At 72.4% G+C, this 22,786-nt stretch carries 22 protein-coding genes and 1 pseudogene; 8 read left to right on the forward strand and 15 right to left on the reverse strand.

Translation table 11 applies throughout. The features are described 5' to 3' along the window. Positions 1-6: 6 nt before the first annotated feature. The 3 genes and pseudogenes from HHX33_RS03945 to HHX33_RS03955 form a co-directional block, all read right to left on the reverse strand. A pseudogene (locus tag HHX33_RS03945) lies at positions 7-590 on the reverse strand (response regulator). Positions 591-652: 62 nt separating this feature from the next. Further along, positions 653-1,918, reverse strand: coding sequence for a sensor histidine kinase (locus HHX33_RS03950; RefSeq protein WP_259402141.1), 1,266 nt, complete (start codon positions 1,916-1,918; stop codon positions 653-655). Positions 1,919-2,005: 87 nt separating this feature from the next. Further along, on the reverse strand, positions 2,006-2,242 hold the full coding sequence (locus tag HHX33_RS03955; protein ID WP_182873387.1) for a hypothetical protein: 237 nt from the start codon (positions 2,240-2,242) through the stop codon (positions 2,006-2,008). Positions 2,243-2,474: 232 nt separating this feature from the next. Here HHX33_RS03955 and HHX33_RS03960 point away from each other — a divergent pair, with 232 nt between their 5' ends. Genes HHX33_RS03960 through HHX33_RS03970 form a run of 3 tightly spaced genes read left to right on the forward strand, consistent with a single transcriptional unit; the run spans position 2,475 to position 3,482 of the window. Further along, complete coding sequence (locus HHX33_RS03960; RefSeq protein WP_111699650.1) at positions 2,475-2,801, forward strand: PadR family transcriptional regulator; 327 nt, start codon at positions 2,475-2,477, stop codon at positions 2,799-2,801. Beyond that, positions 2,798-3,154 carry a DUF1048 domain-containing protein gene (locus HHX33_RS03965; RefSeq protein ID WP_182873388.1) on the forward strand — a complete coding sequence of 119 codons (357 nt, stop codon included), beginning with the start codon at positions 2,798-2,800 and terminating at the stop codon, positions 3,152-3,154. The genes HHX33_RS03960 and HHX33_RS03965 overlap by 4 nt, the downstream gene beginning before the upstream one ends. Position 3,155: 1 nt before the next feature. Beyond that, positions 3,156-3,482, forward strand: a complete 327-nt coding sequence (locus HHX33_RS03970; RefSeq protein ID WP_138460728.1) for a DUF1048 domain-containing protein — start codon at positions 3,156-3,158, stop codon at positions 3,480-3,482. On the opposite strand, the gene HHX33_RS03975 is transcribed toward HHX33_RS03970, so the two are convergent. Then, positions 3,451-4,458, reverse strand: coding sequence for a hypothetical protein (locus HHX33_RS03975; RefSeq protein WP_182873389.1), 1,008 nt, complete (start codon positions 4,456-4,458; stop codon positions 3,451-3,453). The two genes, HHX33_RS03970 and HHX33_RS03975, sit on opposite strands and share 32 nt — an antisense overlap. A gap of 132 nt (positions 4,459-4,590) precedes the next feature. On the opposite strand from HHX33_RS03975, the gene HHX33_RS37040 reads away from it, so the two are divergent. The 3 genes from HHX33_RS37040 (at position 4,591) to HHX33_RS03990 (ending at position 7,278) form a co-directional block, all read left to right on the forward strand. After that, the gene (locus tag HHX33_RS37040) at positions 4,591-5,727 is read left to right on the forward strand and encodes a sensor histidine kinase (RefSeq protein WP_182873390.1); all 1,137 of its coding nucleotides are present in this window, start codon (positions 4,591-4,593) and stop codon (positions 5,725-5,727) included. Then, on the forward strand, positions 5,715-6,377 hold the full coding sequence (locus HHX33_RS03985) for a response regulator transcription factor (RefSeq protein ID WP_182873391.1): 663 nt from the start codon (positions 5,715-5,717) through the stop codon (positions 6,375-6,377). Before HHX33_RS37040 ends, HHX33_RS03985 begins: the two co-directional genes overlap by 13 nt. Before the next feature lie 82 nt (positions 6,378-6,459). After that, positions 6,460-7,278 (forward strand): FCD domain-containing protein, encoded by an 819-nt coding sequence (locus HHX33_RS03990; protein WP_182873392.1) that lies wholly within the window; start codon positions 6,460-6,462, stop codon positions 7,276-7,278. Here HHX33_RS03990 and HHX33_RS03995 read toward each other — a convergent pair. Further along, positions 7,262-7,954 carry an isochorismatase family protein gene (locus HHX33_RS03995; protein WP_182873393.1) on the reverse strand — a complete coding sequence of 231 codons (693 nt, stop codon included), beginning with the start codon at positions 7,952-7,954 and terminating at the stop codon, positions 7,262-7,264. The two genes, HHX33_RS03990 and HHX33_RS03995, sit on opposite strands and share 17 nt — an antisense overlap. A 140-nt stretch (positions 7,955-8,094) precedes the next feature. Here HHX33_RS03995 and hydA point away from each other — a divergent pair, with 140 nt between their 5' ends. Further along, entirely contained in the window at positions 8,095-9,510 is a 1,416-nt protein-coding gene (hydA, locus tag HHX33_RS04000) for a dihydropyrimidinase (protein WP_182873394.1), read from the forward strand. Positions 9,511-9,622: 112 nt separating this feature from the next. Here hydA and HHX33_RS04005 read toward each other — a convergent pair whose 3' ends face one another. The 3 genes from HHX33_RS04005 to HHX33_RS04015 all read right to left on the reverse strand — a co-directional run bounded on the left by HHX33_RS04005 (position 9,623) and on the right by HHX33_RS04015 (position 13,139). After that, positions 9,623-11,053, reverse strand: coding sequence for an amidohydrolase family protein (locus HHX33_RS04005; protein ID WP_182873395.1), 1,431 nt, complete (start codon positions 11,051-11,053; stop codon positions 9,623-9,625). Between the two features lie 34 nt (positions 11,054-11,087). After that, positions 11,088-11,870 (reverse strand): FCD domain-containing protein, encoded by a 783-nt coding sequence (locus tag HHX33_RS04010; RefSeq protein ID WP_182873396.1) that lies wholly within the window; start codon positions 11,868-11,870, stop codon positions 11,088-11,090. 114 nt (positions 11,871-11,984) lie between these two features. Next, a complete protein-coding gene (locus tag HHX33_RS04015) occupies positions 11,985-13,139 on the reverse strand; it encodes an MFS transporter (RefSeq protein WP_182873397.1) in 1,155 nt (384 codons plus the stop codon). A 190-nt stretch (positions 13,140-13,329) separates the two neighbouring features. Here HHX33_RS04015 and HHX33_RS04020 point away from each other — a divergent pair, with 190 nt between their 5' ends. Then, positions 13,330-14,271 carry an Lrp/AsnC family transcriptional regulator gene (locus tag HHX33_RS04020; protein ID WP_182873398.1) on the forward strand — a complete coding sequence of 314 codons (942 nt, stop codon included), beginning with the start codon at positions 13,330-13,332 and terminating at the stop codon, positions 14,269-14,271. Between the two features lie 47 nt (positions 14,272-14,318). On the opposite strand, the gene HHX33_RS04025 is transcribed toward HHX33_RS04020, so the two are convergent. The 7 genes from HHX33_RS04025 to HHX33_RS04055 form a co-directional block, all read right to left on the reverse strand. Then, complete coding sequence (locus tag HHX33_RS04025) at positions 14,319-15,569, reverse strand: MFS transporter (RefSeq protein WP_182873399.1); 1,251 nt, start codon at positions 15,567-15,569, stop codon at positions 14,319-14,321. 12 nt (positions 15,570-15,581) lie between these two features. Beyond that, a complete protein-coding gene (locus tag HHX33_RS04030) occupies positions 15,582-17,177 on the reverse strand; it encodes an amidohydrolase (RefSeq protein WP_182873400.1) in 1,596 nt (531 codons plus the stop codon). Between the two features lie 119 nt (positions 17,178-17,296). Beyond that, a complete protein-coding gene (locus HHX33_RS04035; RefSeq protein ID WP_182873401.1) occupies positions 17,297-18,424 on the reverse strand; it encodes an ABC transporter ATP-binding protein in 1,128 nt (375 codons plus the stop codon). Next, positions 18,421-19,212: an ABC transporter permease gene (locus HHX33_RS04040; RefSeq protein ID WP_182873402.1), complete on the reverse strand. Its 792-nt coding sequence runs from the start codon at positions 19,210-19,212 to the stop codon at positions 18,421-18,423. Before HHX33_RS04040 ends, HHX33_RS04035 begins: the two co-directional genes overlap by 4 nt. After that, positions 19,209-20,180, reverse strand: coding sequence for an ABC transporter permease (locus HHX33_RS04045; RefSeq protein WP_182873403.1), 972 nt, complete (start codon positions 20,178-20,180; stop codon positions 19,209-19,211). The genes HHX33_RS04040 and HHX33_RS04045 overlap by 4 nt, the downstream gene beginning before the upstream one ends. 91 nt (positions 20,181-20,271) lie before the next feature. Continuing rightward, entirely contained in the window at positions 20,272-21,324 is a 1,053-nt protein-coding gene (locus HHX33_RS04050; RefSeq protein ID WP_182873404.1) for an extracellular solute-binding protein, read from the reverse strand. A 48-nt stretch (positions 21,325-21,372) separates the two neighbouring features. Further along, the gene (locus tag HHX33_RS04055) at positions 21,373-22,782 is read right to left on the reverse strand and encodes an aminobutyraldehyde dehydrogenase (RefSeq protein ID WP_182873643.1); all 1,410 of its coding nucleotides are present in this window, start codon (positions 22,780-22,782) and stop codon (positions 21,373-21,375) included. Positions 22,783-22,786: the final 4 nt, after the last annotated feature.

Genomic DNA, 22,786 nt, shown 5'->3' on the forward strand with positions numbered 1-22,786 from the left:
CAACGTTCATGGAGGCTCGGGAGCACCGAGCAGGCCGCGGTTGTAACCCTCCGCGACCGCGGCCGCACGGTCGTTGACGTCGAGCTTCGCATAGACGTTGAGCAGGTGCGTCTTGACCGTGGCCTCGGTGATGAACAGCCGGGCGGCCGCCTCCCGGTTGGTGTGGCCGGTCGCGACCAGGCGCAGCACTTCCAACTCGCGCCGGCTCAACGGGCCGGTCGACGGCGCCGGAGCGCGCAGCCGGCTCATCAGGCGGGCGGCGACCGACGGAGAGAGCGCGACCTCCCCGCGGGCGGCCGAGCGTACGGCGCGCAGCAGCTCGTCCCGCGGCGCGTCCTTGAGCAGGTAGCCGGTGGCACCGGCCTCGATCGCGGGCAGCACGTGGCTGTCCGTGTCGTAGGTGGTCAGCACCAGCACCCGGGCCGACACACCGCGCCGGGTCAGCTCGCCGATCGCGGTGACGCCGTCCATGCCGGCCATCCGCAGGTCCTCAGGATCACGTCCGGCTCGAGCGTCTCGGCCAGCCGGACCGCCTCGGCCCCGTCCGCCGCCTCGCCGACCACGGTGAACTCGGGGTCGCGGGCGAACATGCTGCTCAGCCCGTCCCGTACCACCGGGTGGTCGTCGGCGACGAGCAGCTTGATCGGGCCACTCACGTACGCACCTCCGCCGCCTTGGCGGGCAGGCAGGCCGAGATTCCGGGCCCACCCCCCACCTCCGATTCGATCTGCAACGTGCCCGACAACGCCTCGATCCGCTGCCGCATCGCCACCAACCCGAAGCCCCCGTCGCGCTCGATCCGGGAGGCCGGGTCGAAGCCGCGGCCGTCATCGCGTACGTCGAGCGCCACCTGCCGGTCCATGTAGGAAAGGGTGAGACCGACGCGGGTGGCGGTGCCGGCGTGCTTGGCGACGTTGGCCAATGCCTCCTGGGCGACCCGTAGCAGGCCGACCTCGGCCTCCGGGCGCATCGTGCGGGTTTCGCCGGTGACGGTGACCTGGGCCGGGATGCTGTGGCGGGCCGACCACGCGGCCGCCACCTGGGTGATGGCGTCGGCCAGGCGGCCGGTCTCCAGCGGCTCCGGGCGCAACTCGTTCACCGAGCGCCGCGCCTCCGTCAGGCTCTCCCGGGCCAGCGCGGTCGCCGCGGCGTGGTGCCGCCGCCACGCGGCCGGGTCGTCGGCCGCGTGCTCGGCCGCCTGCAACTGGGTGACGATGCCGGTCAGGCCCTGGGCCAGCGTGTCGTGGATCTCCCGAGCCATCCGGGCCCGCTCGTCGAGGACGCCGGCCGCGCGGGCCTGCTCGACCAGCCGTTCCTGCAGCCCCGCGTTCTCCGCCAGCGCCGCGGCCAGCCGCGTGTTGGCCTCCCGGGCCTCGCGCAGCGCCGCCTCCCGGGAGTCGTAGTACCGCGCGCCGATCTCGCCCATCCAGGCCAGCAGGCACATCGGCGCGATGTTGACCACCAGGATCCCCAGGTACTCGAGGCGACCGGCCCAGGAGCCGGTGTCCAGGCCGGCCGACTGTGCAGTGCCGGCCACCACCGCGACGCCGGCGATGAAGTACAGCTCGCGCGGCCAGCCGATGATCCGGTACGCGTAGAAGTACAGTGCCGGCGTGTACAGGCCGAACCACGGGTCGCGCAGGACCATGACCAGCCCGAACAGAATCAGGCCCGCCAGGAAGACGCCCATCACGCCGATCCGGTCGCGCCAGGCCGGGCGCAGTGTGAAGAGCGCCAGGCTCCACACCGCGGCCGCCGCACAGAGCACGAGGTCGACGGCGAGGGAGCCCGGCTGGTCGTGCTTGAAGGCGATGGTCAGGGCGGCCATGACGGCCAGCGCCACGTACGGGACCACGGTGACCATGGGCCGGAACCGCTGCTCCCAGCCCGCCGGCCCGGCCATCTGCCAACTCCGCATCGCGTACTCACTCCCAGCGGAACAACCTAGCCGCCGCCCCGGCCGCCCACGCGGGCAACGTGACCAGAGCGAGCTCGATCAACGCACTCACACCGCTCGGCGCCGGTTGATCTGCACGACCACAGGCAGCAGCATCCGGCGGTCGCCGCGGGCCGCCCGGACCGCGAAGAACAGCGTGAGCAGCGAGGCGGCGGCGACGAGCGTGCCGCGGACCCAGACCGCGTCGGTGACCACCGCCGGGTCGCGCCGAAACACGATCACCGCCACCAGTGTCACCAGGCTGACCGCGGCGTACCCGCCGATCAGCCAGACCACGTTGCGCATCGGTTCGCCTCCGTCTCTTCGTTCCTGACGGGATTCAGGGTCGCAACGGAGGCACCCCGTGCGGATCGCCCGATCTCCCGAGCGGGCGGTGGAATCGGTAGCTCGCCCACGCGGTGGAGCGGCTCCACCGATCGGTGGATTCAGGGGTGTGTAAGCAGGACGGGGCTACTCGGTGATACCGTATAGTGGTACTCGGTAGCACGTAGTACCGAAGGGCTGAGGAGCACCTGCGATGGACGACCTGACGGAGATGTTGAAGGGCACCCTCGAAGGGTGCGTGCTCCAGATCATCGGCAGCGAGGAAACCTACGGGTACGCCATCACCCGTCAGCTGAACGAACTCGGCTTCACCGACGTCATCGAGGGGACCGTGTACACCATCCTGCTGCGGCTGGAGAGGAACGGGCTCGTCCAGGTGACGAAACGACCGTCCGGGGTCGGTCCGCCGCGCAAGTTCTACGCCCTCAACGACGCCGGACGCGAGGAACTCACGAAGTTCTGGGCGAAATGGCAGTACCTCTCATCACGCATCGACAGGCTCAAGAAGGGCGGGACATGAACTTCTGGGAGAAAGTCACAGGCAGCGATCTCACCAGGGAATGGAAGGCGTTCGAAGCCCGGGCCGAGGCCCTGCCGGACGACTACCGGGCGGTGTGGGGACAGATCATCGCCCACCTCCTCCCCTACGGGGACTTCACCGGCCGCACCCTGATGCCGATCCTCGACGCCGCCCTGGGGCTGCTCGAAGTAGCGGCGGCGGACGGGCAGAGCGCCCATGACGTGCTCGGCGAGGACATCCGCGGCTTCTGCACCGCGCTTGCCGGTGGAGAAGGGGCGCGAACCTATCGCGACCGGTGGCGCGAGCAGTTGAACAGGAACGTCGCGAGGAAACTGAGCCGGCTGGGAGGCTGACGTGAGCATCCACGACATCGTCGAGGGCAAGAAACAGTGGCGGGCGCACGTGGCGCGGGTCAAGGCTCTCCCGCCGGACTACCAGATCGTCTACAAGGAGATGCAGAAGTACCTGTTCAAGGTCGGACCGATCGACCTGCCTGACGGGCCCCTGCTCCCCGGGATCGTCGACTTCTTCGAGGAGGGTGTCGCCGCAGGCAAGGGAGTCGTGGAACTCATCGGCACCGACGTCGCCGCGTTCTGCGACGACCTGGTCAAGGACTCCCCAACCTACGCCGACGTCTACCAGGAATCGATCAGCGCGAAACCCGGCGCCGACGAGAAGTGACGCCCGCGACCCGGCGGCCCAGGACGGCCAGCAGGCCCGCCATGACCACGCCGACGGCCGCCAGGCCGGCCCGGTCAGCCGCCGTGTCGGTGTTGGAGACCAGGCCGAAGGCGGTGTGGGCGACCAGGGCGCCGGAGGCCAGGGCGAGACCGTGCCGGTCGGTCCACCGGTCACCGGCTGTCCACCGGCGCAGTGACCACGCGGCGGCCACCGCCACGACGGCTGCGGCCGACATGGGCACGACCACCCACCCGCCGTGCGTGAAGGCGGGCCGGGTCGCGCCGCCGAAGGGGAACAGCAGAGCCAGGAATCCGAAGACGGCCACCGCGCCGGCAATTCCTGCCACCGCGGGGGCGGGCGGCCTGATCGAGGGCGCGCCGGGCCGCGACCTCAGCCGCAGCCCGGCCACCACCAGCAGGGCCACGGCGACGGCGCAGCCCGCGAGGATCGCCGGCGGCGCCTGGTATCCAGGGTCGATGGAGGTCACGACCGTCACCCGCAGCAGCAGCGCGCCGAGGACGAAGACCGTCCCGGCCACCCACGTGCCGAGTCCGCCCAGGTAGGGCCGGTCGCGCAGGGACGGGACGATCAGGTCGGTCAGGAGGATCGGGATCGCGGCGCTGAAGACCGCGTGGTAGGGGATTTGCAGCTCCGTGTAGGCGCTGTTGAGGCCCAGGATTCGCGGCGCCCACCCGGCGGCGCCGTACATCGTGGGGCTGCTCAGCGCCTGCAGCGCCAGGCCCTCCTCGACGATGCCGTACGCGGCGCCGAGCAGCAGTACCCCGGTCCAGCCCGTCCCGGCCCGGCGTACGAGTTCGCGCACCAGGACGACGCCCGCACCGTAGATCGGGATCCACAGCAGCAGGAGCCAGGCCATGCGCAGCGGCGGGTTGCCGAGGGTGAACTCGGCCACGAGCGGTGTGATCACCGCGAGGAGCAGTGCGGCCAGTCGGCCGCGCGTCTTGTTCGCCGTCATGCGGCCAGCGTGTGCCGCGCGCACCGCCCGCGTCTGCCGTCCCGGGTCCCGTCCGTGGCAACCCGGGTGACAACCCGGCGTCGACTTAGGTTGCTGCCGCCGCCCGGCCCGCCGTCACTACGCTGGGCGTCCGTGACGGCAGACGTACGGCCCGGCCCCGCGCGGACCCGGCGGGACCGGGCGATCCGAGCGGGGAGCGTCGCCTGCGCACTGGCCGCGGCGGCGGTCGTCGTGCGAGGCGACCTCGGCGCGGCTTCCGGATGGCACCTGATCGCCGACACGACCGGCGGTGCGGTGGCGTGCGGGGCGCTGTGGTTGTCGCGCCGGTGGCCGGCGACCACGGCGCTGGTCGCCGTGGCGCTGTCGGTGCCCGCGGCCTCGGCGTCGGTCGCGGCGGGCATCGGCACGCTGATGACCGCCCTGTACCGGCGTTCGGCCGTCGCGATCGGGATGGGCGCCGCGTGGGTGGCGGCGACGCTGGCCCGGTTCTGGCTGCGGCCGCCGGGGCTGGCGCCGTACGCGGTGTGGGCGCTGGTCGCGGTGCTGTCCGGGGTGGCGCTGACCGGGTGGGGGATGTTGGCGCGGGCCCGCCGTCAGCTGGTGCTGTCACTGGAGGAGCGGCTCCGTGGGGCCGGGGAGGAGCAGCGGCGGCGCGTCGAGCAGGCCCGCCACACCGAGCGCCTGGCCATCGCCCGCGAGATGCACGACGTGCTGGCGCACCGGCTGTCGCTGCTGGCGCTGCACGCCGGGGCGCTGGAGTTCAACGCGCGGGCCGACCCCGCAGAGGTGGTCGAGGCGGCCGCGGTGATGCGCTCCAGCGCGCATCAGGCGCTGCAGGAGCTGCGCCAGGTCATCTCGGTCCTGCGCGAGGCGCCCGTCCTGGCCGTCCTCGACCTGCCGGCGCTGGTGGAGGAGGTACGGCGGGCGGGCGTGCGGGTCGAGTTGTACGACGGCGGCCTGCGCCTGCCCGACCTGCCGGGCGCGACGGCGCGGGCCGCCTACCGGATCGTCCAGGAGGGCCTGACCAACGCCCGCAGACACGCCCCGGGCCGGCCGGTGACCGTACGCCTTAACGGTGGTCCCGGCCGGGGGCTGACCATCGAGGTGCGCAACCCCGTAGTGACGTCCGTCCCCGGCTCCCCCGCGGGTGAGGGCGCCGGCCTGGCCGGGGTGCGGGAGCGGGCCGAGCTGGCGGGCGGCCGGGTGGAGCGGGCCGGTGTGGAGGAAGGCGAGTTCCGGCTGGCGGTCTGGCTACCATGGGCGGTGTGAGCGCCATCCGCGTGCTGGTCGTGGACGACGACCCGCTCGTCAGGGCGGGCCTGACGCTGATGCTCAGGGGCGCCGACGAACTCGTCGTGGTGGGCGGCGTGGCCGACGGCGCCGACGTCCCGGCCGCGGTCGACGCGCACGCGCCCGATGTGGTGCTCATGGACATCCGGATGCCCGGCCTGGACGGGATCGACGCCACTCGCCTGCTGCGGCGGCGGCCCAGCCCTCCCCACGTCATCATCCTGACCACCTTCGACGCCGACGAGCACGTCTTCGGCGCGCTGCGCGCCGGGGCCGGCGGGTTCCTGCTCAAGGACACCCCGCCGGAGGGCATCGTGGACGCGGTCCTGCGGGTCGCGGCGGGCGAGCCGATCCTGTCCCCCGACGTGACCCGGCGCCTGATCGCCCACCTGGCGCCGGAGGCGGAGGACCGCCGCCGCGACGACGCGCGCAGGCTGCTGTCCAGGCTCAGCGGCCGGGAGCGCGAGGTCGCCGCCGCGGTCGGCCGGGGCATGTCCAACGCGGACATCGCGGCCGAGCTCCACATGAGCGTCGGCACGGTCAAGAGCTACGTCTCCCGCATCCTCGCCAAGACCGCCCTGGACAACCGCGTCCAGCTCGCCCTCGTCGCCCACGACAACCCGCTCTGATCAACGGCGTTCCGGGTGCTGGGCGGACCGATATCATGGGCGCTTCGTAGTGGGGTCCTTCGAGGATGGGGAGGCTCGCAAAGTGGCGAGGCGAGCGCGACCATCGGCTTCCGACGTCCCCGCGGTGAACGGCGCCGCTCCTGAGCTGAACCCCGAAGAGGAGCGGTTGCTCGGCATCGTGTGGCGGGCCGACGGTCCCGTGGGCGCCCGGCTCGCGGGCCGCCAGCTGCGCGAGAGCGGGCTGGAGATCAGCGAGGCGACCGTCTCACGGATCTTCAAGCGCCTGGACGACTTCGGCCTCACCATGCCGTCGGGGCGCAAGGGCCGCACGCTGACCGAGCACGGGCGGCGCTGCGCCGAGGCGATGTCCGCGCGGCAGCGCCACGAGGAGGAGTTCGCCCGGGCCTTCGACATCCGCACGGTGGAGCAGCTTCTCGACCTGCTGCACGCCAGGCGGGGCGTCGAGCGGGAGATCGCCGGCCGGGCGGCGGCCAAGGCGACCGACGACGACGTCGCGGGGCTCGAGGAGATCCTGCGCCGTCACGAGATGAGCCTGGACGACGACGAACAGGCCCGCCAGGTCGGCATGAACTTCCACCGGACGATCGCCCGCATCGCGGGCAGCGACCTGCTGGGGGCGCTGGCGGGCGCGGTGCTCAACGAGTCGCTCCTCCCGCTGGAGAAGGTGCTCGACGTGATCACCGGAGGTCACGGCACCGTGAGCCAGTCGGTGCCCGAGCACGTGGAGATCGTCGCCGCGATCCGCCGCCGGGATCCGGCGGCCGCGGAGGAGGCGATGGCCCGTCACCTCACCCGGCTGATCGACGAGGTCACCGACTTCTCCCGCAGCGACCAGGTCCGGATCTTCGACCGGTTGCTGATGTTCACCCGTCAGTCGTGACGGTGGCGGCCGCCCGCGGGCGCCGCCTGATGTGGTCGACGACCTCCTCGATGGGCAGCACGTCGGCGTAGCGGGCGTTGATGTCGAAGAGGGCGGCCTCGTGCGCCGAGGCGGAGCGGTCCCCCACGGCCTCGGCCGGGACGATGGCGCGGAAGCCGTGGTCGAGGGCGCTCTCGCACGTGGAGCGGATGCATCCGCTGGTGCTGCAGCCGACGACGACGACCGTGTCGATTCGCTGGGCGACGAGGATGCTCGGCAGGTTGGTGTTGAAGAACGCGCTGGCCCGCGGCTTCTCGATGAGCGCCTCGTGCGGGCGGCGGTCCAGCTCGGGCACCAGCCGGACGCGCTCGGACCCCCGGATCATGCGCTCCAGGTGCGGGGTCTTGAGCCGGCTCGCGAGGGGGAGGTCGGAGTAGGTCTCGTCGTAGGCCATGGTGGTGAACACCACCGGAACGTCGTCACGCTCGCGCGCGACCTCCAGAAGCCGCCGGATGTTGTCCAGCACACCGCCGAGGTCGGTGCCGATCATCTCGTCCTGGCTCGTCCAGGCTCCGGCCATGTCGATGACCAGGAGGGCCACGCGCTCCCCCCATCCGACGCGTCCGGCGAACCCCGCCGCGAGGTACTGGTCGAGCAGGTCCCGGTTGCCGAGGCCATGGGTCTGCGCAGCGGTCATGTCGGCGTCACCTTTCATCACGGAGATTTACGATCGTCATAATACAGGCATCTTCCTCAAATTTGACATAGCTAGACATTTGGGAGGTCCCTGAGATAGACATCGATCTGTATTGATGGATCGCTGTCGGGAGATGTCCGGTGCGTGATGACTTCGACCTCGTTGTGAGTGGCGCTCTCGTCGTGGGCGAACACGACATCGAGGCGGCCGACCTCGGCGTCAGCGGCGAGAAGATCGCGGCGCTCGCCGCGCCCGGCACCCTGCGAGGGACGCGGATCATCGAGGCCCCTCCGGGCGCGGTCCTGGTGCCCGGGGGGATCGACACCCACACCCACATCGCCTGGCCGATCGCCGAAGGCGTCCGCAGCCTCGACGACTTCGGCTCGGCGACCCGGGCGGCGGCCGTCAGCGGCACCACCACGGTGATCGACTTCGTGCCGGCGTCCGGCGGGTCGCTCGTGACCGCGGCCCGCGAGCGCATGGCCGAGGCGGCGCCGTCGGTGATCGACTACACCTTCCACCCGGTGATCGCCCGCATCACCCCGGAGCGGCTGCGCGAGATCCCCGCCCTGGTGGCCGAGGGCCTGGCCTCCTTCAAGATCTACACGACGTACGACGACCGGCTCGACGACGGGGAGATCAGGGCGGTGATGACCGCCGTGGCGGAGGCCGGCGGGCTCGCCGGTTTCCACGCGGAGAACCACGCCATCCTCGAACACGCCAGGTCCGCGGTGCTGGCCGACTCCGCCGCGGCCATCGACCGCTTCCCCCGCAGCCGGCCCGGCAGCGCGGAGAGCGCCGCGATCGGCCTGGTGACGCACTTCGCCCGGGAACTCGGCGCGCTGGTGTACATCTACCACGTCTCCGGCGGCGAGGCGTTGTCCGCCATCGAGGCGGCCGGCGAGACGGGCGTCCTGGTGCAGGCGGAGACCTGCACCCACTACCTGGTGCTGGACGACTCCGTGTACCGGCGTCCCGACGGGTGGAAGTATGTGATCACGCCGCCCGTCAGGGACGCCGCCGCACAGGACCGCCTCTGGGACGCGCTGCGCACCGGAGTCCTGGGCAGCGTGGCCTCCGACCACTGCGCTTACGGCCTGGAGCACAAGTTGCCGGGTGCCGCCGACTTCACCGCGCTGCCGCCGGGAGCCCCCGGCCTGGACGCGCGGGTCCCCCTGCTGTGGGACCACGCGGTCACCCGTGGCCGGCTCGGCCTGCGGGGGTTCGTCGAGGTGTCGGCCACCGGCCCGGCCCGGACGTTCGGCATGTATCCCCGCAAGGGGGTGATCCGGGTGGGCGCGGACGCCGACCTGGTGTTGTGGAACCCCGGACGGGAGTGGACCTGGCCGGCTTTCGAGGCGGGCTGGGGCAGCGACTACGAGCCGTACGAGGGCATGACCGGTGCGGGCCTGCCGGAGCTCACGATTGCCCGCGGCCGGGTGGTGGCCCGCGACGGCCGGTTCACGGGCTCGGACGGCGCCGGCCGCTTCGTTCCGCAGCGGATCGACGTCCGGCAGTGGCCCCGGATCGCTCCGGCGCCCCGGGAAAGGGCGTAGGCGAGGGCGCGGAGACAGGCGGCGAGCGGAGCGCGGTGCGGCTCGCCGCCCATCGACGCGGTCGTGCTCCGACGACGCCGCCGGAGAATCCTCCGGCGTGCCGACAGGGCGGTCAGCGGAACGGGCGGAGGGAGGACGGCGCGACCTCTTCGAGGGTGCGGCCGAGCCGGTCGTGGTCCGGCACCCGGGCCCAGGAGCGCTCACCGGCCCGCTGCAGGCGCTCGGTCATCCCCTCCTCGTCCACGGTGAGCAGGGCGCCGTCCCGCATCACCCACGCGCCGTCGATCATCACCGACGCCAGATCCTCGCGGGTCGCGTAGTAGACGAGGTTCCTGATGGGATCGCGGACCGGTGACATGACGGGGGTGCCGAGCCGCCACAGCAGCAGGTCGGCCTTGGCTCCCGGCGCGATCCGGCCCAGGTCGTCGCGGCCCAGCAGCCGGGCCGCGTCGACCGTCGCGGCGTCGAGCAGATGGGTGGCGAGCCAGGAGTCGGCGCGCCGGTCGGCCACCTTGCCCAGGATCGCCGACCAGCGGATCGACTCGATCATGGACTGCGGCGTGGTGTCCGTTCCGAGCGTGATGTTGACGCCGGCTCTCCGGTAGGCGGGGAGGGATTCGACCATGATGCCGCGCCGGGCGAACGTCCAGGCGTTGTAGGAGATCGAGGCGCCGGAGTCCGCGATGCGCCGCAGGTCGTCCCCGGGCAGGTTCACCCACGAGGTGCCGGTGGTGAAGATCGCGTGACCCAGCACGACCCGGGGGCCGAGGAACCCGGCCGACTCCAGATACTCGATCGGCGTCATGCCGTGCGCCGCCATGAGGTCCATCACCTCGAACATCGCCTGGGCGGCGTGGATCGTCAGCGGCACCTCCAGTTCGTCGGACAGCCGCCGCGACTCCTTCAGCAGGTCCGGCGTGCAGGTGTTGGCCTGCCACGGGGACAGGAAGCCCCGCACGCGCCCGGAGCCGCGGCCGCGCAGGTCCTCGATCAGCCCCACGGCCCGTTCCAGGCCGGCGAACCCGCCGTCCTCGTCCCACTCGTACGCGACGCGGTTCCCGTCGGGGGTGAACCAGCGGCCCGACCTGTACCCGTCCGCGATGTAGGCGCGCAGACCGGCCCGTTCGCAGGCCTCGGCCACCCGCCGGCCCCGCAGCCCCTGGTGCATCACCGTCGTGGTGCCCGTACGGATGAGCTCGGACATCGAGACCTCGATGCAGGTGTCGACTCCCTCCTCGTCGATGGAGTTCTCCTGCATCGGCAGGGTCTCGACCAGGCCGGTGGAGAAGAACTGCCGTTTCCCGACGTCCTCCTGGAACGACTTGTCCAGCGGAGCGGTCTCCAGGTGGGCGTGCGTGTTGATGAACCCCGGCGTGACCAGCGTGTCTCCGGCGTCCACCCGCTCGTCGGCCGGTCCCCGGTAGTCGCGGCCGGTGAAGACGACGCGGTCGCCGTCCACGACGACGGTGCCGTTCTCCAGCAGCCGGTGCTCCCCCTCCTGGAAGGCCACCACGTAGCGGGCGTCTAGGCGCAGGATCGGCATCCGCCTCTCCCCTTTCTTCTTCGTGCTTCTCGGGTCAGAGCGTGAGCTCGATCAGACGTTTGACGACGTCGGCGCCACGGTCCGTCGCGGCGCGCTCGGCCTCCTCGATCAGCCGGTCGACGTGGGCGAGCATCGTCTGCTCCGCCTCGTCGGGGTCGCGCGCGCGGATGGCCGCCAGGACGTCGACGTGCTCGGGTGCGGACTGGGCGAGGGTCCCGTGGCCGCCGGTGATGACGTCCAGCACCAGTTCCAGGGGCTCGAGCGACTCGTCGAGCACGACGTCGCCGATCGCCTGGAGCAGGCGGTTGCGGGAGATGCGGAAGATCTCCCGGTGGAAGCGCATGCCGCACAGCCGGGCGTCGCCGCCGGCGTCGAGCGCCTCGCGGTGCCCGTCGACCAGTGCTTCGAGCCGTTCGATGTCGTCCGGGGTGGCCCGTGTCGCGGCCCACCGGGCGGCCTCCCGCTCCACTCCGCGCCGGGCGTACAGCAGGTCGAGCAACTGACGGGCGTTCTGGATGTCCAGCGCCTGGTGCAGCCCTTTGGCCTGTCGCCGGGTACGCCGGGTGACCTGGGCGACGCGGCGGCCCGCGTCCGTGACCGTGCGGCCCTTGCGTCCCGAGGAGACGGTCAGTCCCAGGTCGTCCAGCCGGGCCAGCAGCCGGGACGTACTCGCCTCGCTGAGCGCGATGCCGCAGTCGCCCAGGCGGCGCGTCGCGATGCGCGCGCCGACGGGGTCGGCCGACTCGGCGACGATGTCGAGCAGCAGCAACTCCTGGTGGGACAGGTGGGAGGAGATCGGGTTGGGGACGTCGCTCACTGGTCAGGGATCCATTCGGACGGGCTCGGCTCGGAAGGCATTGATCACGAAAAGGGTATGTTCGTCAAATATGACAGAAGACACTCGATTGCGTCGAGCTGTGATTGACATCGCTCATCCGGCCCGGCGGGTGCGCCGCAGCAGCAGCACGGCGGCGAGGACCAGCGCGAGCAGCAGGAACGCGGCGGACGACAGCAGGCCCACGGCGGCCGGCTCCAGGCGGCCGTCCAGTGCCCCGGCGAGGAAGTAACCTCCGGAGCCACCGGCGACCGCGGCGGACCCGAAATAGGAGAACGCCTCCGCCCGGCGGCGCAGGCCCATCCGTCCCTCGATCTCGGTCGCCATCAGGCCGTTGAGCGGCACCATGAACAGCCCGGCGGCGAACAGCCCCGCGGCGTACCCGAGGGAGCCGCCGGCGAGCCCGGGCGGCACGGCCAGGGCGGCGGAGGCGAGCAGCATGGCCAGTGTGATGAGCAGGGCGCGGTTGCGGCCCAGCGGCCAGGCGCTGACCACGATCCCCCCGAGGCAGGCCCCGGCGGGCAGCGCCGCGGTGAACCACCCGGAGGCGCCGGAGCCGAGGCCGTACTGCGCCATGCGCTGCGGGACGTTGGCCATGAGCAGCCCGTACGCCAGGCCGATCCACAGCACCAGGGCCGAGACGAGCTGGGTGTCGCGCGGCGGGAGGAGGGTGTCCGGGCGCCGGGGCGCCGGAGGCAGCGGCGGCACCGCCCGCATGAGCCAGGCGCCCAGCAGCGACAGGGCCGCCATCCCGGCGAGCGCGGCGACGGTCCCGCCCGTCACCACGAGCAGGCTGACCATGATCGGGCCGACCACCGAGCACAGCTCGACGAGCAGGGACTCGGCGAAGTGGGCGCGGCGGAGCTGGACGGCGGGAACCGTCACCACGAGCAGGGCCCGCATGCCGCCCCACATCCCCGCCGTCGCCAGCCCGAGGACGACGGACAGGACGTACAGCGCCCAGACCGGCGCCCGCACCTCGGCGGCCACGACCAGGCCCAGCGTGACCAGCCCCGAGAGGGCCACCGTCACCCTCATCGCGCGGCGCAGTTCCAGCCGGTCGAGCAGCCGGCCGAAGAACGGGCCGGGCGGCCCGGAGCAGAGGTTGAGCACCCCGGCCAGCAGCGCGCCCTCCGCCAGCGAGCCGGTCACCCGCTCGCCCACGAGCATCAGCACCAGCCCCGCCATGGCCGTCGGCAGCCGGGCCAGCAGGGAGCCGAGGATCCAGAGCCGCCAGGGACGGTGTGCCACCAGCCCGAGGGGCCCCGGATGGGCATCCGGTGACGACGGAGGATTGTCTGTTCGCATTGTTCATCGTTTCCGCGGAGTTGATCGTGGATATTTGCCGTTCGACTCCCGTACGCACGCGTTCATGGCTGTGCCACACTGTCCGGGGCGGGAGTGCCGTCGCGGGCGGGTGACGGGAACGGGAAGCGGATCCTTGACGCAGCGATACGAACTTGACGCGCAGGACCAGGCGATCGTCGGCCTGCTGCGGGAGGACGGCAGGGCCCCGCTGGCCCGGATCGGAGAGCAGGTCGGCCTGTCCGCCGACGCGGTCCGCGCCCGCATGGCGCGGCTGTCCGGTGACGGCGTCCTGCGCGTGATCGGGCTGGTGGACCCCGCCGTCCTCGGATACGACGTTCTCGGCATCGTCGGCCTGCGCTACCGCGGCCCGGTCGAACGGCTGCGCGGCGCGCTCAACGCCAATCCCCAGGTCACCTTCGCCGCCCAGACGATCGGCGCGTACGACGTCATGTGCGAGGTCGCCGCCCGCGACGACGCCGATCTCGCCGACGTCGTGCAGCGGATCGCCGGCACGGTCGAAGGCGTGGGGGACCACGAGGTCTGGCGCCAGCTCGACGTGGCCAAGTGGGAGAGCCAGGGCAGGCCGCGGCGGTCCGGGCCGCCCGCGCCGCGGCGGCCGGAGCTCGACGACCTCGACGTGGCGCTGCTGCGCCTGCTCGTCGACAACCCGAGGGCCAGCTTCCGGGAGATGGAGGACGAGCTCGGCGTCCCCTACTGGGTGGTGCGCAAGCGGGCGCAGACGCTGTTCCGGGACGGCACGATCCAGGCGACGGCGATGGTGGACCGGGTGTCCACCGATCCCGTCATCATGATGGCCTCCGTCGGGATCACGCTGGGCGGCTCCCCGGAGGCCGCCCTGGACGCCCTGGTCGTGCTGCCCGAGCTGCCGATCGTCACGCTGACGGCGGGCCGGTTCCACGTCGTGGCCGAGGCGGCCTGCGGCTCGGCGAGGGACCTGGCCGCGCTGATGCGCCGCATCGTCGCCCTGGACGGCGTGCGCGACCTGACCGTGCTGCCCTACGCGCGCGTCCTGGTGCTGCCCCGCCCGTGGCGGTTCGAGACCGCCGCCGGCTGACGCGTCCGCCCGGCGCCGACCGGCCAAGGTCCCGCTCATCCGGCCTGTCACCGGGCCCGCGCCGGGGACGCGGCCGGGGTGAGCGCCAGGACGCCGGCCAGCATCGCGGCGGAGACGCAGGCGCCCGCAAGGAACACGCCGCCGGGCCCGGACACGTCGAGCAGCGCTCCGAACACCACCGGCAGGACCAGCATGCCCACTCCGTTGAGATAGTTCGTCGCGGCCAGCCGCAGGCCGGTGCCGCCGGCGGAACTCCCCGCGGTCGCCAGCAGGTTGGTGGCCCCGATGCCGGTGGCCCCGGCCAGCCCGTGCAGCACGGCGCCCGCCGCGACCCCGGCGAAGCCGTTCCCGGCCAGCCCCACCGCGGCGAGCCCGGCCACCGCGCACACGCCGGACACCGTCACCGCGCCGCGCAGCCCGATGCGGGAGACCACCCGCCCGAAGAAGGGACCGGCGGCCACCGAGGTCAGGTCGCGGCACAGCAGCAGCGTCAGCACCAGCCCGGGCAGTCGTTCGGCGGGCACGTCGAGCGCGATCGGGTAGAAGGAGTTGCCGAGCAGGACCACGGTGTTCAGGTTGAGGTTGATCAGCGACGACGCCTGCAGGGCGGGCTCGCGGCGCAGCATGCGCAACGACGCCGCGTAGCCGCCGCGGGCGCCGGCCGTGCCGGTCAGGTCGGCGGGATCGTCCCGGTCGGCCCGGCCCCGCACCCGCCGCGCGAGCAGCGCGAAGGTCAGGGCCGACAGGACGACCAGCCAGAGCCCGGGCCCGGCGGCGCCCCGGGTGCCGAGGTGCGCCAGCAGGACGACCGACAGCGTCGCCGCCACCGCGGCCGACAGGCGCTGCGCCGCGCCGTTGAGGCCCTGGGTCCGGTACCGGTCGCCGGACCGGGCGACCACCGCCAGCGTGGTGGTCACGACGGAACCCCTGGCCAGGCCGTACCCGAGCAGCGGCAGCACCCAGATCCACGCCGAGGAGAACGACGTGGCGGCGGCGAGCCCGGCCGCGCAGCCCGCGAGGACGAGGCCGCCGGCGAACAGCACGCCGCCGCGCCCGTGCCGGTCGGCGCGCAGGGCCGCCGGCGGGGACATGACCACGCCGGCGCCCTGGGCGAGAGCGAGCAGCACGCCGATCAGCAGCCCGGACCCGGCGCCGCTCGCCTCCAGGCCGACCGGCAGCAGGATCTGCACCAGCGACTCGGTGAGGAACAGCGCGACGACCATCGCCACCGCGAGCGCGGTCCCGCTCGCCCCCGCCGGCTCACCCAGGGAAGGGTCGCGGCGGGGGCGCGAGAGCATGCCCACGGACGGCTAGAGCTTCTCGCCGAAGTCCGTCGTGGTCGGCAGTTGCCACTCGAAGCCGCGGGCGGTGGTCACGTACTCGGGCCAGGGCAGCTCGACGGGCGGCGCGAAGTCGCGGGGCAGCAGCGGGTCGCGCAACGCCTCGGGCGCGGCCTCGCGGTTGCGCTCGAACTCCTCGGTGGCGGCGCGCAGCAGCCCGCCGTCGTCGATGAGCCGCAGAGCGGTCGCGGCGATGACCTCGCCGGCGTAGCCCCACACCGGGTCGATCGCCGGGGCGAGGCCGTTCATGGCGTTGTTGGCCCAGTGGTTGAGGTCCTCCCCCACGACCCGCAGCAGCGGTTTGGCGGTGTAGAAGCGCACGGTGGGGGCGTGCCAGGTGTACTCGGTGCAGTCGTCGGCGCCCGTGCAGTCCTGCCACGGCGGGAGGGTGGCCCGGGTGGCCGCGTCGTGGTCGCGCGGGTCGGTGACCTGGTGCAGCATCGGCCGGAAGGGGTCGTCGGAGGGTTCGTGCCCGAGGGTGCGCTCCAGCTCGCGGGCGAACTCGTACGCCTCGGGCGCGAACCGGCGCGGCCCCAGCTCCAGCAGGTTCTCGTACGTCGCCTGCGCCATGACGTGGTTCTTCAGGCCCGGCCGGGTGCGGGTCACCCAGCGCATCGAGACCTCGCAGTTGGCCAGCCCGGCGACGTGCCTGGCGTTGCGCCTGAGCACCTCCAGGATCTGCTCCTGGACCCCGATCAGCGGAGAGCGCCAGCTGAACTGGATCTGGGTGATCCTCGGCGGCAGGTTGTCGGCCGTCGCGTTGGCCGCGCCCAGGATCGCCTCGTTGAGCGACCACAGGCCGGTCCGGGGGAACATGTTCTCCTTGGCGTACTTGGTCGCCGTGATCATCAGTCCCAGCGCGTCCAGCGCCCCCGGGGAGCGGACGCTGTTGTGCGCGCCCATGCCCGATCCCGCCAGCGGGTCGCCGTCGATCCACGGCGGGGCGTCGTCACGCTGCGCCTCGAAGCACTGGAAGGTGAAGACCGCCGACCAGTACAGGCAGTTGTGGATGTCCCACACCGCGGTGTTCTCGAACAGCGGGTGGTAGCTGATCACCGCGTCGAGTTCGTCGTAGTAGCCCTTGGCGGCGTGCACGGGCTTGGAACCGCACACCTTCTCGGCGGGCTCGCCGAACAGGTGGACGACCCCCCGGCCGCCGGTGCGCTCGATCGCCCGCTTGGTCGCGAGCGCCCCGGCGAGGGCGCCGACGCCCAGGGCCGAGTGCGCGTCGGTGAAGCCCGGAGCCCACGGGTGGAGACCGGGGCGCGGCTGCCGGTAGGGCACGGTGTCCTGGGAGTAGCCGGGCGAGGCGTCGTACTCGGAGTACATCCCGATGGCGGGGCCGTCGTCGCCCCACCGGGCGTGGAAGGCGGTCGGCATGTCGCCCGACCCCTCCTCCACCTCGAAGCCCTCCGCCTTCAGCAGGTCGACGTACGCCTGCGCCGACCGGTACTCCCGCCAGGCGGGCTCGGCGTACGACCAGATGAGGCGGTGGAACTCCGAGAGCTCCTTGCCGAGTTCCTCCACCGCGGCGACTCCGGCGCGCTGGCGCTCGGTCAGTCCCATGTCGTTCCTCGTTCCTTGTTCTCGAGCGTTGATCTCAGGCTTTGCGGGGGTTTCCGGGCATGCCGGAGGCGTGGACGCCACCGGGCGACGCCCCTCGTCGTCGGTAAGGGGAAGCGCGGTCAGGCCGCGCCGGGGATGATGTGGCAGGAGCCGGGGTCCCACTCGAGGACGACCTCGTCGCCCACGGAGCACGGCAGCGGGGCGCCGGACTCGCACCTGACCACCAGTTCGGCGCCGTCGGCGCCCTCCACCAGGACCTTGCGCGAGTCGCCGGCGTAGATGTCGGCGCTCACCACTCCGGGCATGCGGGAGACGGCCGCCGTGGACGGCTCCGCCCCGGCGGGCCGGATGCGGATGGCCGACGGCCGCACCACGACGACCGCCTCCCGCTCCCCCGGCGTGTCGCCGGGGACGAGCACCCGCCCGTACGGCAGGGCCAGCACGGACTGCGTGCCCTCCCGCCGGACCCGGCCGCGGAACAGGTTGGACTCGCCCAGGAAGCGGGCGGCGACCTCGCTCTCGGGCAGGCCGTACAGCTCCTCGGGCGTGCCGTGCTGGACCAGGCGGCCGCCGGCGAGCAGCGCGATGCGGTCGCTCATCGTCAGCGCCTCCTCCTGGTCGTGGGTGACGTTGATGACGGTGAGCCCGAGCTCGCGGCTGAGCCTGCGGATCTCGATCTGCATGGCCTCGCGCAGCCTGCGGTCGAGGGCGCCGAGGGGCTCGTCCATCAGCAGCAGCGGCGGCCGGGCCACGATGGCCCTGGCCAGCGCCACCCGCTGCTGCTGCCCGCCGGACAGTTCCTTCGGGGAGCGCCGGCCGTACCCGCCGAGGTGCACCGCCTCCAGCGCCCGCTCGACCAGGGCCGCCCGGTCGCGGCGGCGCACCCCCCGCATCTCCAGCGGGAAGGCGACGTTGGCGGCGACCGACAGGTGCGGGAACAACGCGTAGTTCTGGAAGACCATGCCGATCCCGCGCTGGTGCACCGGGACCTGGGAGATGTCGCGGCCGTTCACCACGATCCGGCCCTCGTCGGCGTCCACGAAGCCCGCGATGATTCGCAGGAGCGTGGTCTTGCCCGACCCGGAGGCGCCCAGCAGCGTGAGGAACTGACCGGGCTCGACGGTCAGCGACACGTCGTCGACGGCCCGCGTGTCCCCGTACACCTTCACGATGCCGGTCAGCTCGACCCTCGCCCCCGGCGAGCCCTCCTGGCCGGTCGGGCCGGCCTGGGTTGCCGTCTCGGTCACGTCCTTCTCCTTACCTTCTTCACCACGGCCGGCCCCACCAGGACGAGGGCGGCCATGAGCAGCGAGACGAGGGTGATCAGCGTCGCGACCGCCGAGATGGACGGCTCGACGCCGGAGCGCACCTGGCTCCACATGACGACGGGCAGGGTGCGGAACTGCGGCGTGTTCAGGAACAGGGCGACGACCACCTCGTCCCAGGAGGAGACGAACGCCAGCACGCCGCCGACCAGCGCGGCCGGGGCCACCAGGGGCAGCGTGATCCGCAGGAGCGTGACCGCCTCGGTCGCGCCGGACACGCGCGCGGCCTCCTCGACGCGGCGGTCCACGCCGGTGAGCGCGGCCAGGACGTTCACGAACACGAACGGCAGGCCGAGCACCGCGTGGGCGATGCCCAGGCTGAGCACGTTCCCCGACAGGCCGACCCGGATGTAGACCAGGTAGAAGCCGATGCCGGCGACGACGAGCGGCACGGTCATCGGCAGCACGGCCAGGCCGGTGACGAGGGCGGGCGGCAGGAAGCGGCTGCGCGCCGCGGCGAAGGCGAGCGAGGTGCCCGCCGCCATCGCCAGAGCGGCGGCGAGCAGGCCCACCTGCACGCTGTTGCCGAGCGCGGTGAGCCACTCGGGATCGGTGAGGACCTCCTGGAACCAGCGCAGGGAGAAGCCCTTGGGCGGGAAGGTCACCATCGAGCCGGAGGTCACCGAGGTCGCCGCGACGATCAGGGTGGGCGCGACGAACAGCAGCGCGATCAGGCAGGCGAACAGGCGGACGCCGATCCCGGCCCTCATCGCCGCCTCCCCATGCCGACGCCGAGGATCTTGCCCAGGCCGACGAAGCGGGCGGCGAGCCCGAGCACGGCCAGCACCGCGACGAACAGCAGCACCGCCATCGCCGCGCCGACGCCCGGCTTGAGGAACTGCTCGATCTGCTGCATGATCGCCTGCCCCACGTACACCTGGCGGGCGCCGCCGAGAAGCTGCGGCGTGATGTAGAAGCCCAGGGCGAGGACGAACACCAGGACGCCTCCGGCCACCGCGCCGGGCAGCGACAGGGGCAGGGTGACCCGCGCGAACACGCGCCACGGCCGCGCCCCCATCACCTGCGCGGCCCGCTCGACGTCCGGGTCGATCGAGCGGAGCTGGGCGAACAACGCCAGCACGGCGTACGGCAGGAGGACGTGCACCATGCCGACGTAGACCGCGAAGGGCGTCCTGATCATGTGGATCGGCGCGGACGTGAGGCCGAGCCAGTCACGCAGCGCGGTGTTCACGATGCCGGTGTCGTTCAGCACGATCTGCCAGGCGTAGGTGCGCACCAGCAGGCTCGTCCAGAAGGCCAGCATCAGCGCGACCATCAGGAAGGTGCGCATGGCCGTCCCGGACCTGGCCATCGTGTAGGCGTACGGGTATCCGACCAGCAGGCACAGCACGGTGACCACCAGCGCCATCTCCAGGGTGTCCACGACGGAACGCTGGTAGACCGAACTGGTGAAGATCGCGCTGTAGTTCGCCGGCGAGGGGTCGGTCAGGCTCTTGACCACCACCACGGCCATCGGGACGACGAACGCGGCGACGACGAAGACCAGGCCGGGCAGGCCGGCGCCGCTCCAGAAGTCGGGCCGGGGGAAGCGCCGGGCGCGGGCGGCGCCTCCGCCGGGCCCGGTGCCGTGACCGGCGCGGCCGTCCGAGCCGGTCACCGGACTCGCCTGCGGGCCGGGGGACGACGCGCGGGAGGGGATCTGGGAAAGTGCGCTCACTGTGCTCCTCGTTTCGCTTCGCGGTCCGCTTCCGCGTTCCGCGTGCGAGCACGTTTCGCTCTCGGGCACGGCCTGGCCGCCGTCACGGTGGTCAGCCCGCCAGCCAGGCGGTGGTCTTCTCGATCGCCTTCTCCATGTTGGCGTTCCACCAGGCGGAGTCCATGACGATCGGGGCGTCCTCGCCCTCCAGCTGGTGGGCCGTCGGGGCGTCCGCGGCGTACTTGCCGGAGGCCGTGGCCTTGGGGTTGGCCGGGCCGTACGGGATGAACTCGGTGATCTTCCCGTTGTTGGCCGCCTTGGCGATGTAGGCGATGAGCTTCATCGCGTTCGCCTTGTCCTTGGCGCCCTTCGGCACGAAGAGGTAGTCGCAGAGGTAGATCTGCTGGCCCCAGGTGTTGTCGATCGGCTGGCCCTCGTCCTTGGCCAGCTTGACGCGCCCGTTGTAGCAGTTGCCCATGACGGCCTCGCCGGAGGAGACCAGGTTGATGCACTCCGCGGCGTCCTTGAAGACGATCAGGTCGTCCTTGATCGGCTCCAGGAGCTTCAGCGCGGCGTCGACGTCGAGCGGGTAGAGCTGGTCGCGGGGCGTGCCGTTCGCCATCAGCGCCGCCTCCAGGATCCCCTGGAAGCCGGCGGTGCCGTCGATGGCCCGCTTGCCGGGATACTTCGCGGTGTCGAAGAAGGCGGCGTAGTTCTTGGGCGGGTTGCTTCCGAACTTGTCGGTGTTGTAGGCGAGCACGATCGAGAAGACGAACAGGGGCACGCCCTGCTTGTAGACCTTGAACGGCCCGTCCGCGTAGTCGCCGCAGGAGACGACCGAGCAGTCGATGTCCTCCAGGCGAGGGTTGCCCTCCAGCCCGAAGTCGGCTCCGCCCTGGGCGATGTCCCAGGTCACGTTCTTGGCGTCGACCATCTGGTGGATCTTGGCGTACGTCACGGGGTTGTCCTGGACCACGCCGACGCCGCTCTCCTTGCCGAACGGGTCGAGCCACGCCTTGGCGATGGCCTCCTGGCCGGTCCCTCCGAAGCCCGCGTAGGTGACGGAACCGGAGTCGCCGGACGCGCCGGCGTCACCGCTCCCGCTCCCTCCGCCGCAGGCGGCGGTGAGGGTGAGGGACAGCGCCAGCGAAGTGACGGCCCACACATTGCGTGAAACCTTCACGTTCTCACTTACCTTTCCTTATTTCTTCGCTCACCGCTCCCCGGTGAAGCTCATGACGTGCTTGACGCGCGTGTAGTCGTCGAACCCGTAGGCCGACATGTCCTTGCCGTAGCCCGAGTGCTTGAAGCCCCCGTGCGGCATCTCGGAGACCATGGTCATGTGGGTGTTGAGCCAGACCGCCCCGAAGTCGAGGCGGGCGGCGACGCGCAGCGCGCGGGCGTTGTCCCGCGTCCACACGCTGGAGGCCAGGCCGTACGCCGTGTCGTTGGCGAGGGTCACCGCCTCCTCCTCGGCGGCGAAGGGCTGCACGGTCACCACCGGCCCGAAGACCTCCTCGCGCACCACCTCGTCGGCCTGCCGCACGCCGGCGACCACGGTGGGGGCGAAGAAGTACCCCTGGCCGGGGGCACGGGCCCCGCCCGTCGTCACGGTGGCGTGCGCCGGCAGCCGTTCCACGAACCCGGACACCCGCCGGAGCTGGGCCGCGTTGTTGAGCGGGCCGATCGCCGCCGCCGGGTCGTCCGGCGGTCCGACGCGGACGGCCGCCGCGGCGGCGGTCAGCTCCGCGAGGAACTCGTCGTGCACGCTCTCGTGCACCAGCACCCGGGTGGCCGCGGTGCAGTCCTGGCCCGTGTTCGCGTACCCGGCCTCGGCGACCGTGCGGACGGCGACGTCGAGCTCGGCGTCGGGGAAGACCAGCACCGGCGCCTTGCCGCCGAGCTCCAGGTGGAGGCGCTTGAGCGACGCCGACGCCGCGACGGCCACCTCCGTCCCGGCCCTGACCGAGCCGGTGATGGAGACCATCTGCGGGATCTCGTGCGACACCAGGGCGCGCCCGGCGTCACGGTCGCCGCACACCACGTTGACGACGCCGGGCGGCAGGATCCCGGCCGCGATCCCGGCGAGCAGCACCGTGGTGAGCGGCGTGGTGTCGCCGGGTTTCAGCACCACGGTGTTGCCCGCCGCCACCGCCGGGGCGATCTTCCAGACCGCCATCATCAGCGGGTAGTTCCACGGCGTCACCTGGGCGCACACCCCGACGGGCTCGCGCCGGATCATCGAGGTGTGGTCGTCGAGGTACTCCCCCGCCGACCTGCCCTCCAGCAGGCGGGCCGCGCCGGCGAAGAACCGCAGCACGTCCACGCACTCGGCCACCTCGGCCGCCGCCGCGGCGGCCGGCTTGCCGGTGTTCGCCGACTCGGCCTCGGCCAGCTCCCCCGCCTGGGCGGTCACCGCGTCGGCCAGCCGCAGCAGCAGGTCCTGCCGGACGCGCGGCGTGGTCCGCCGCCACCCGGCGAAGGCACGCTCGGCCGCGCGGCAGGCGGCGTCCACGTCGACCGCGCCGGACAGCGGCGCGGTCGCGATCACCTTCTCGGTGCTCGGGTCCACCACCTCGGCGGCCCGCCCGTCCGCGGCGTCCCGCCACTGCCCGTCGATCATGTTG

This window comes from Microbispora sp. H10670, assembly GCF_014161385.1.
GTDB classification, from domain to species: Bacteria; Actinomycetota; Actinomycetes; order Streptosporangiales; family Streptosporangiaceae; genus Microbispora; species Microbispora triticiradicis.

Excerpts from the sequence above, each read along its gene's own strand:
- HHX33_RS03950 (WP_259402141.1), bottom strand. The coding sequence starts at position 1,918 with ATGCGGAGTTGGCAGATGGCCGGGCCGGCGGGCTGGGAGCAGCGGTTC.
- HHX33_RS03955 (WP_182873387.1), bottom strand. The coding sequence starts at position 2,242 with ATGCGCAACGTGGTCTGGCTGATCGGCGGGTACGCCGCGGTCAGCCTG.
- HHX33_RS03960 (WP_111699650.1), top strand. The coding sequence starts at position 2,475 with ATGGACGACCTGACGGAGATGTTGAAGGGCACCCTCGAAGGGTGCGTG.
- HHX33_RS03965 (WP_182873388.1), top strand. The coding sequence starts at position 2,798 with ATGAACTTCTGGGAGAAAGTCACAGGCAGCGATCTCACCAGGGAATGG.
- HHX33_RS03975 (WP_182873389.1), bottom strand. The coding sequence starts at position 4,458 with ATGACGGCGAACAAGACGCGCGGCCGACTGGCCGCACTGCTCCTCGCG.
- HHX33_RS03985 (WP_182873391.1), top strand. The coding sequence starts at position 5,715 with ATGGGCGGTGTGAGCGCCATCCGCGTGCTGGTCGTGGACGACGACCCG.
- HHX33_RS03995 (WP_182873393.1), bottom strand. The coding sequence starts at position 7,954 with ATGACCGCTGCGCAGACCCATGGCCTCGGCAACCGGGACCTGCTCGAC.
- HHX33_RS04005 (WP_182873395.1), bottom strand. The coding sequence starts at position 11,053 with ATGCCGATCCTGCGCCTAGACGCCCGCTACGTGGTGGCCTTCCAGGAG.
- HHX33_RS04025 (WP_182873399.1), bottom strand. The coding sequence starts at position 15,569 with ATGCTCTCGCGCCCCCGCCGCGACCCTTCCCTGGGTGAGCCGGCGGGG.
- HHX33_RS04030 (WP_182873400.1), bottom strand. The coding sequence starts at position 17,177 with ATGGGACTGACCGAGCGCCAGCGCGCCGGAGTCGCCGCGGTGGAGGAA.
- HHX33_RS04040 (WP_182873402.1), bottom strand. The coding sequence starts at position 19,212 with ATGAGGGCCGGGATCGGCGTCCGCCTGTTCGCCTGCCTGATCGCGCTG.
- HHX33_RS04055 (WP_182873643.1), bottom strand. The coding sequence starts at position 22,782 with ATGATCGACGGGCAGTGGCGGGACGCCGCGGACGGGCGGGCCGCCGAG.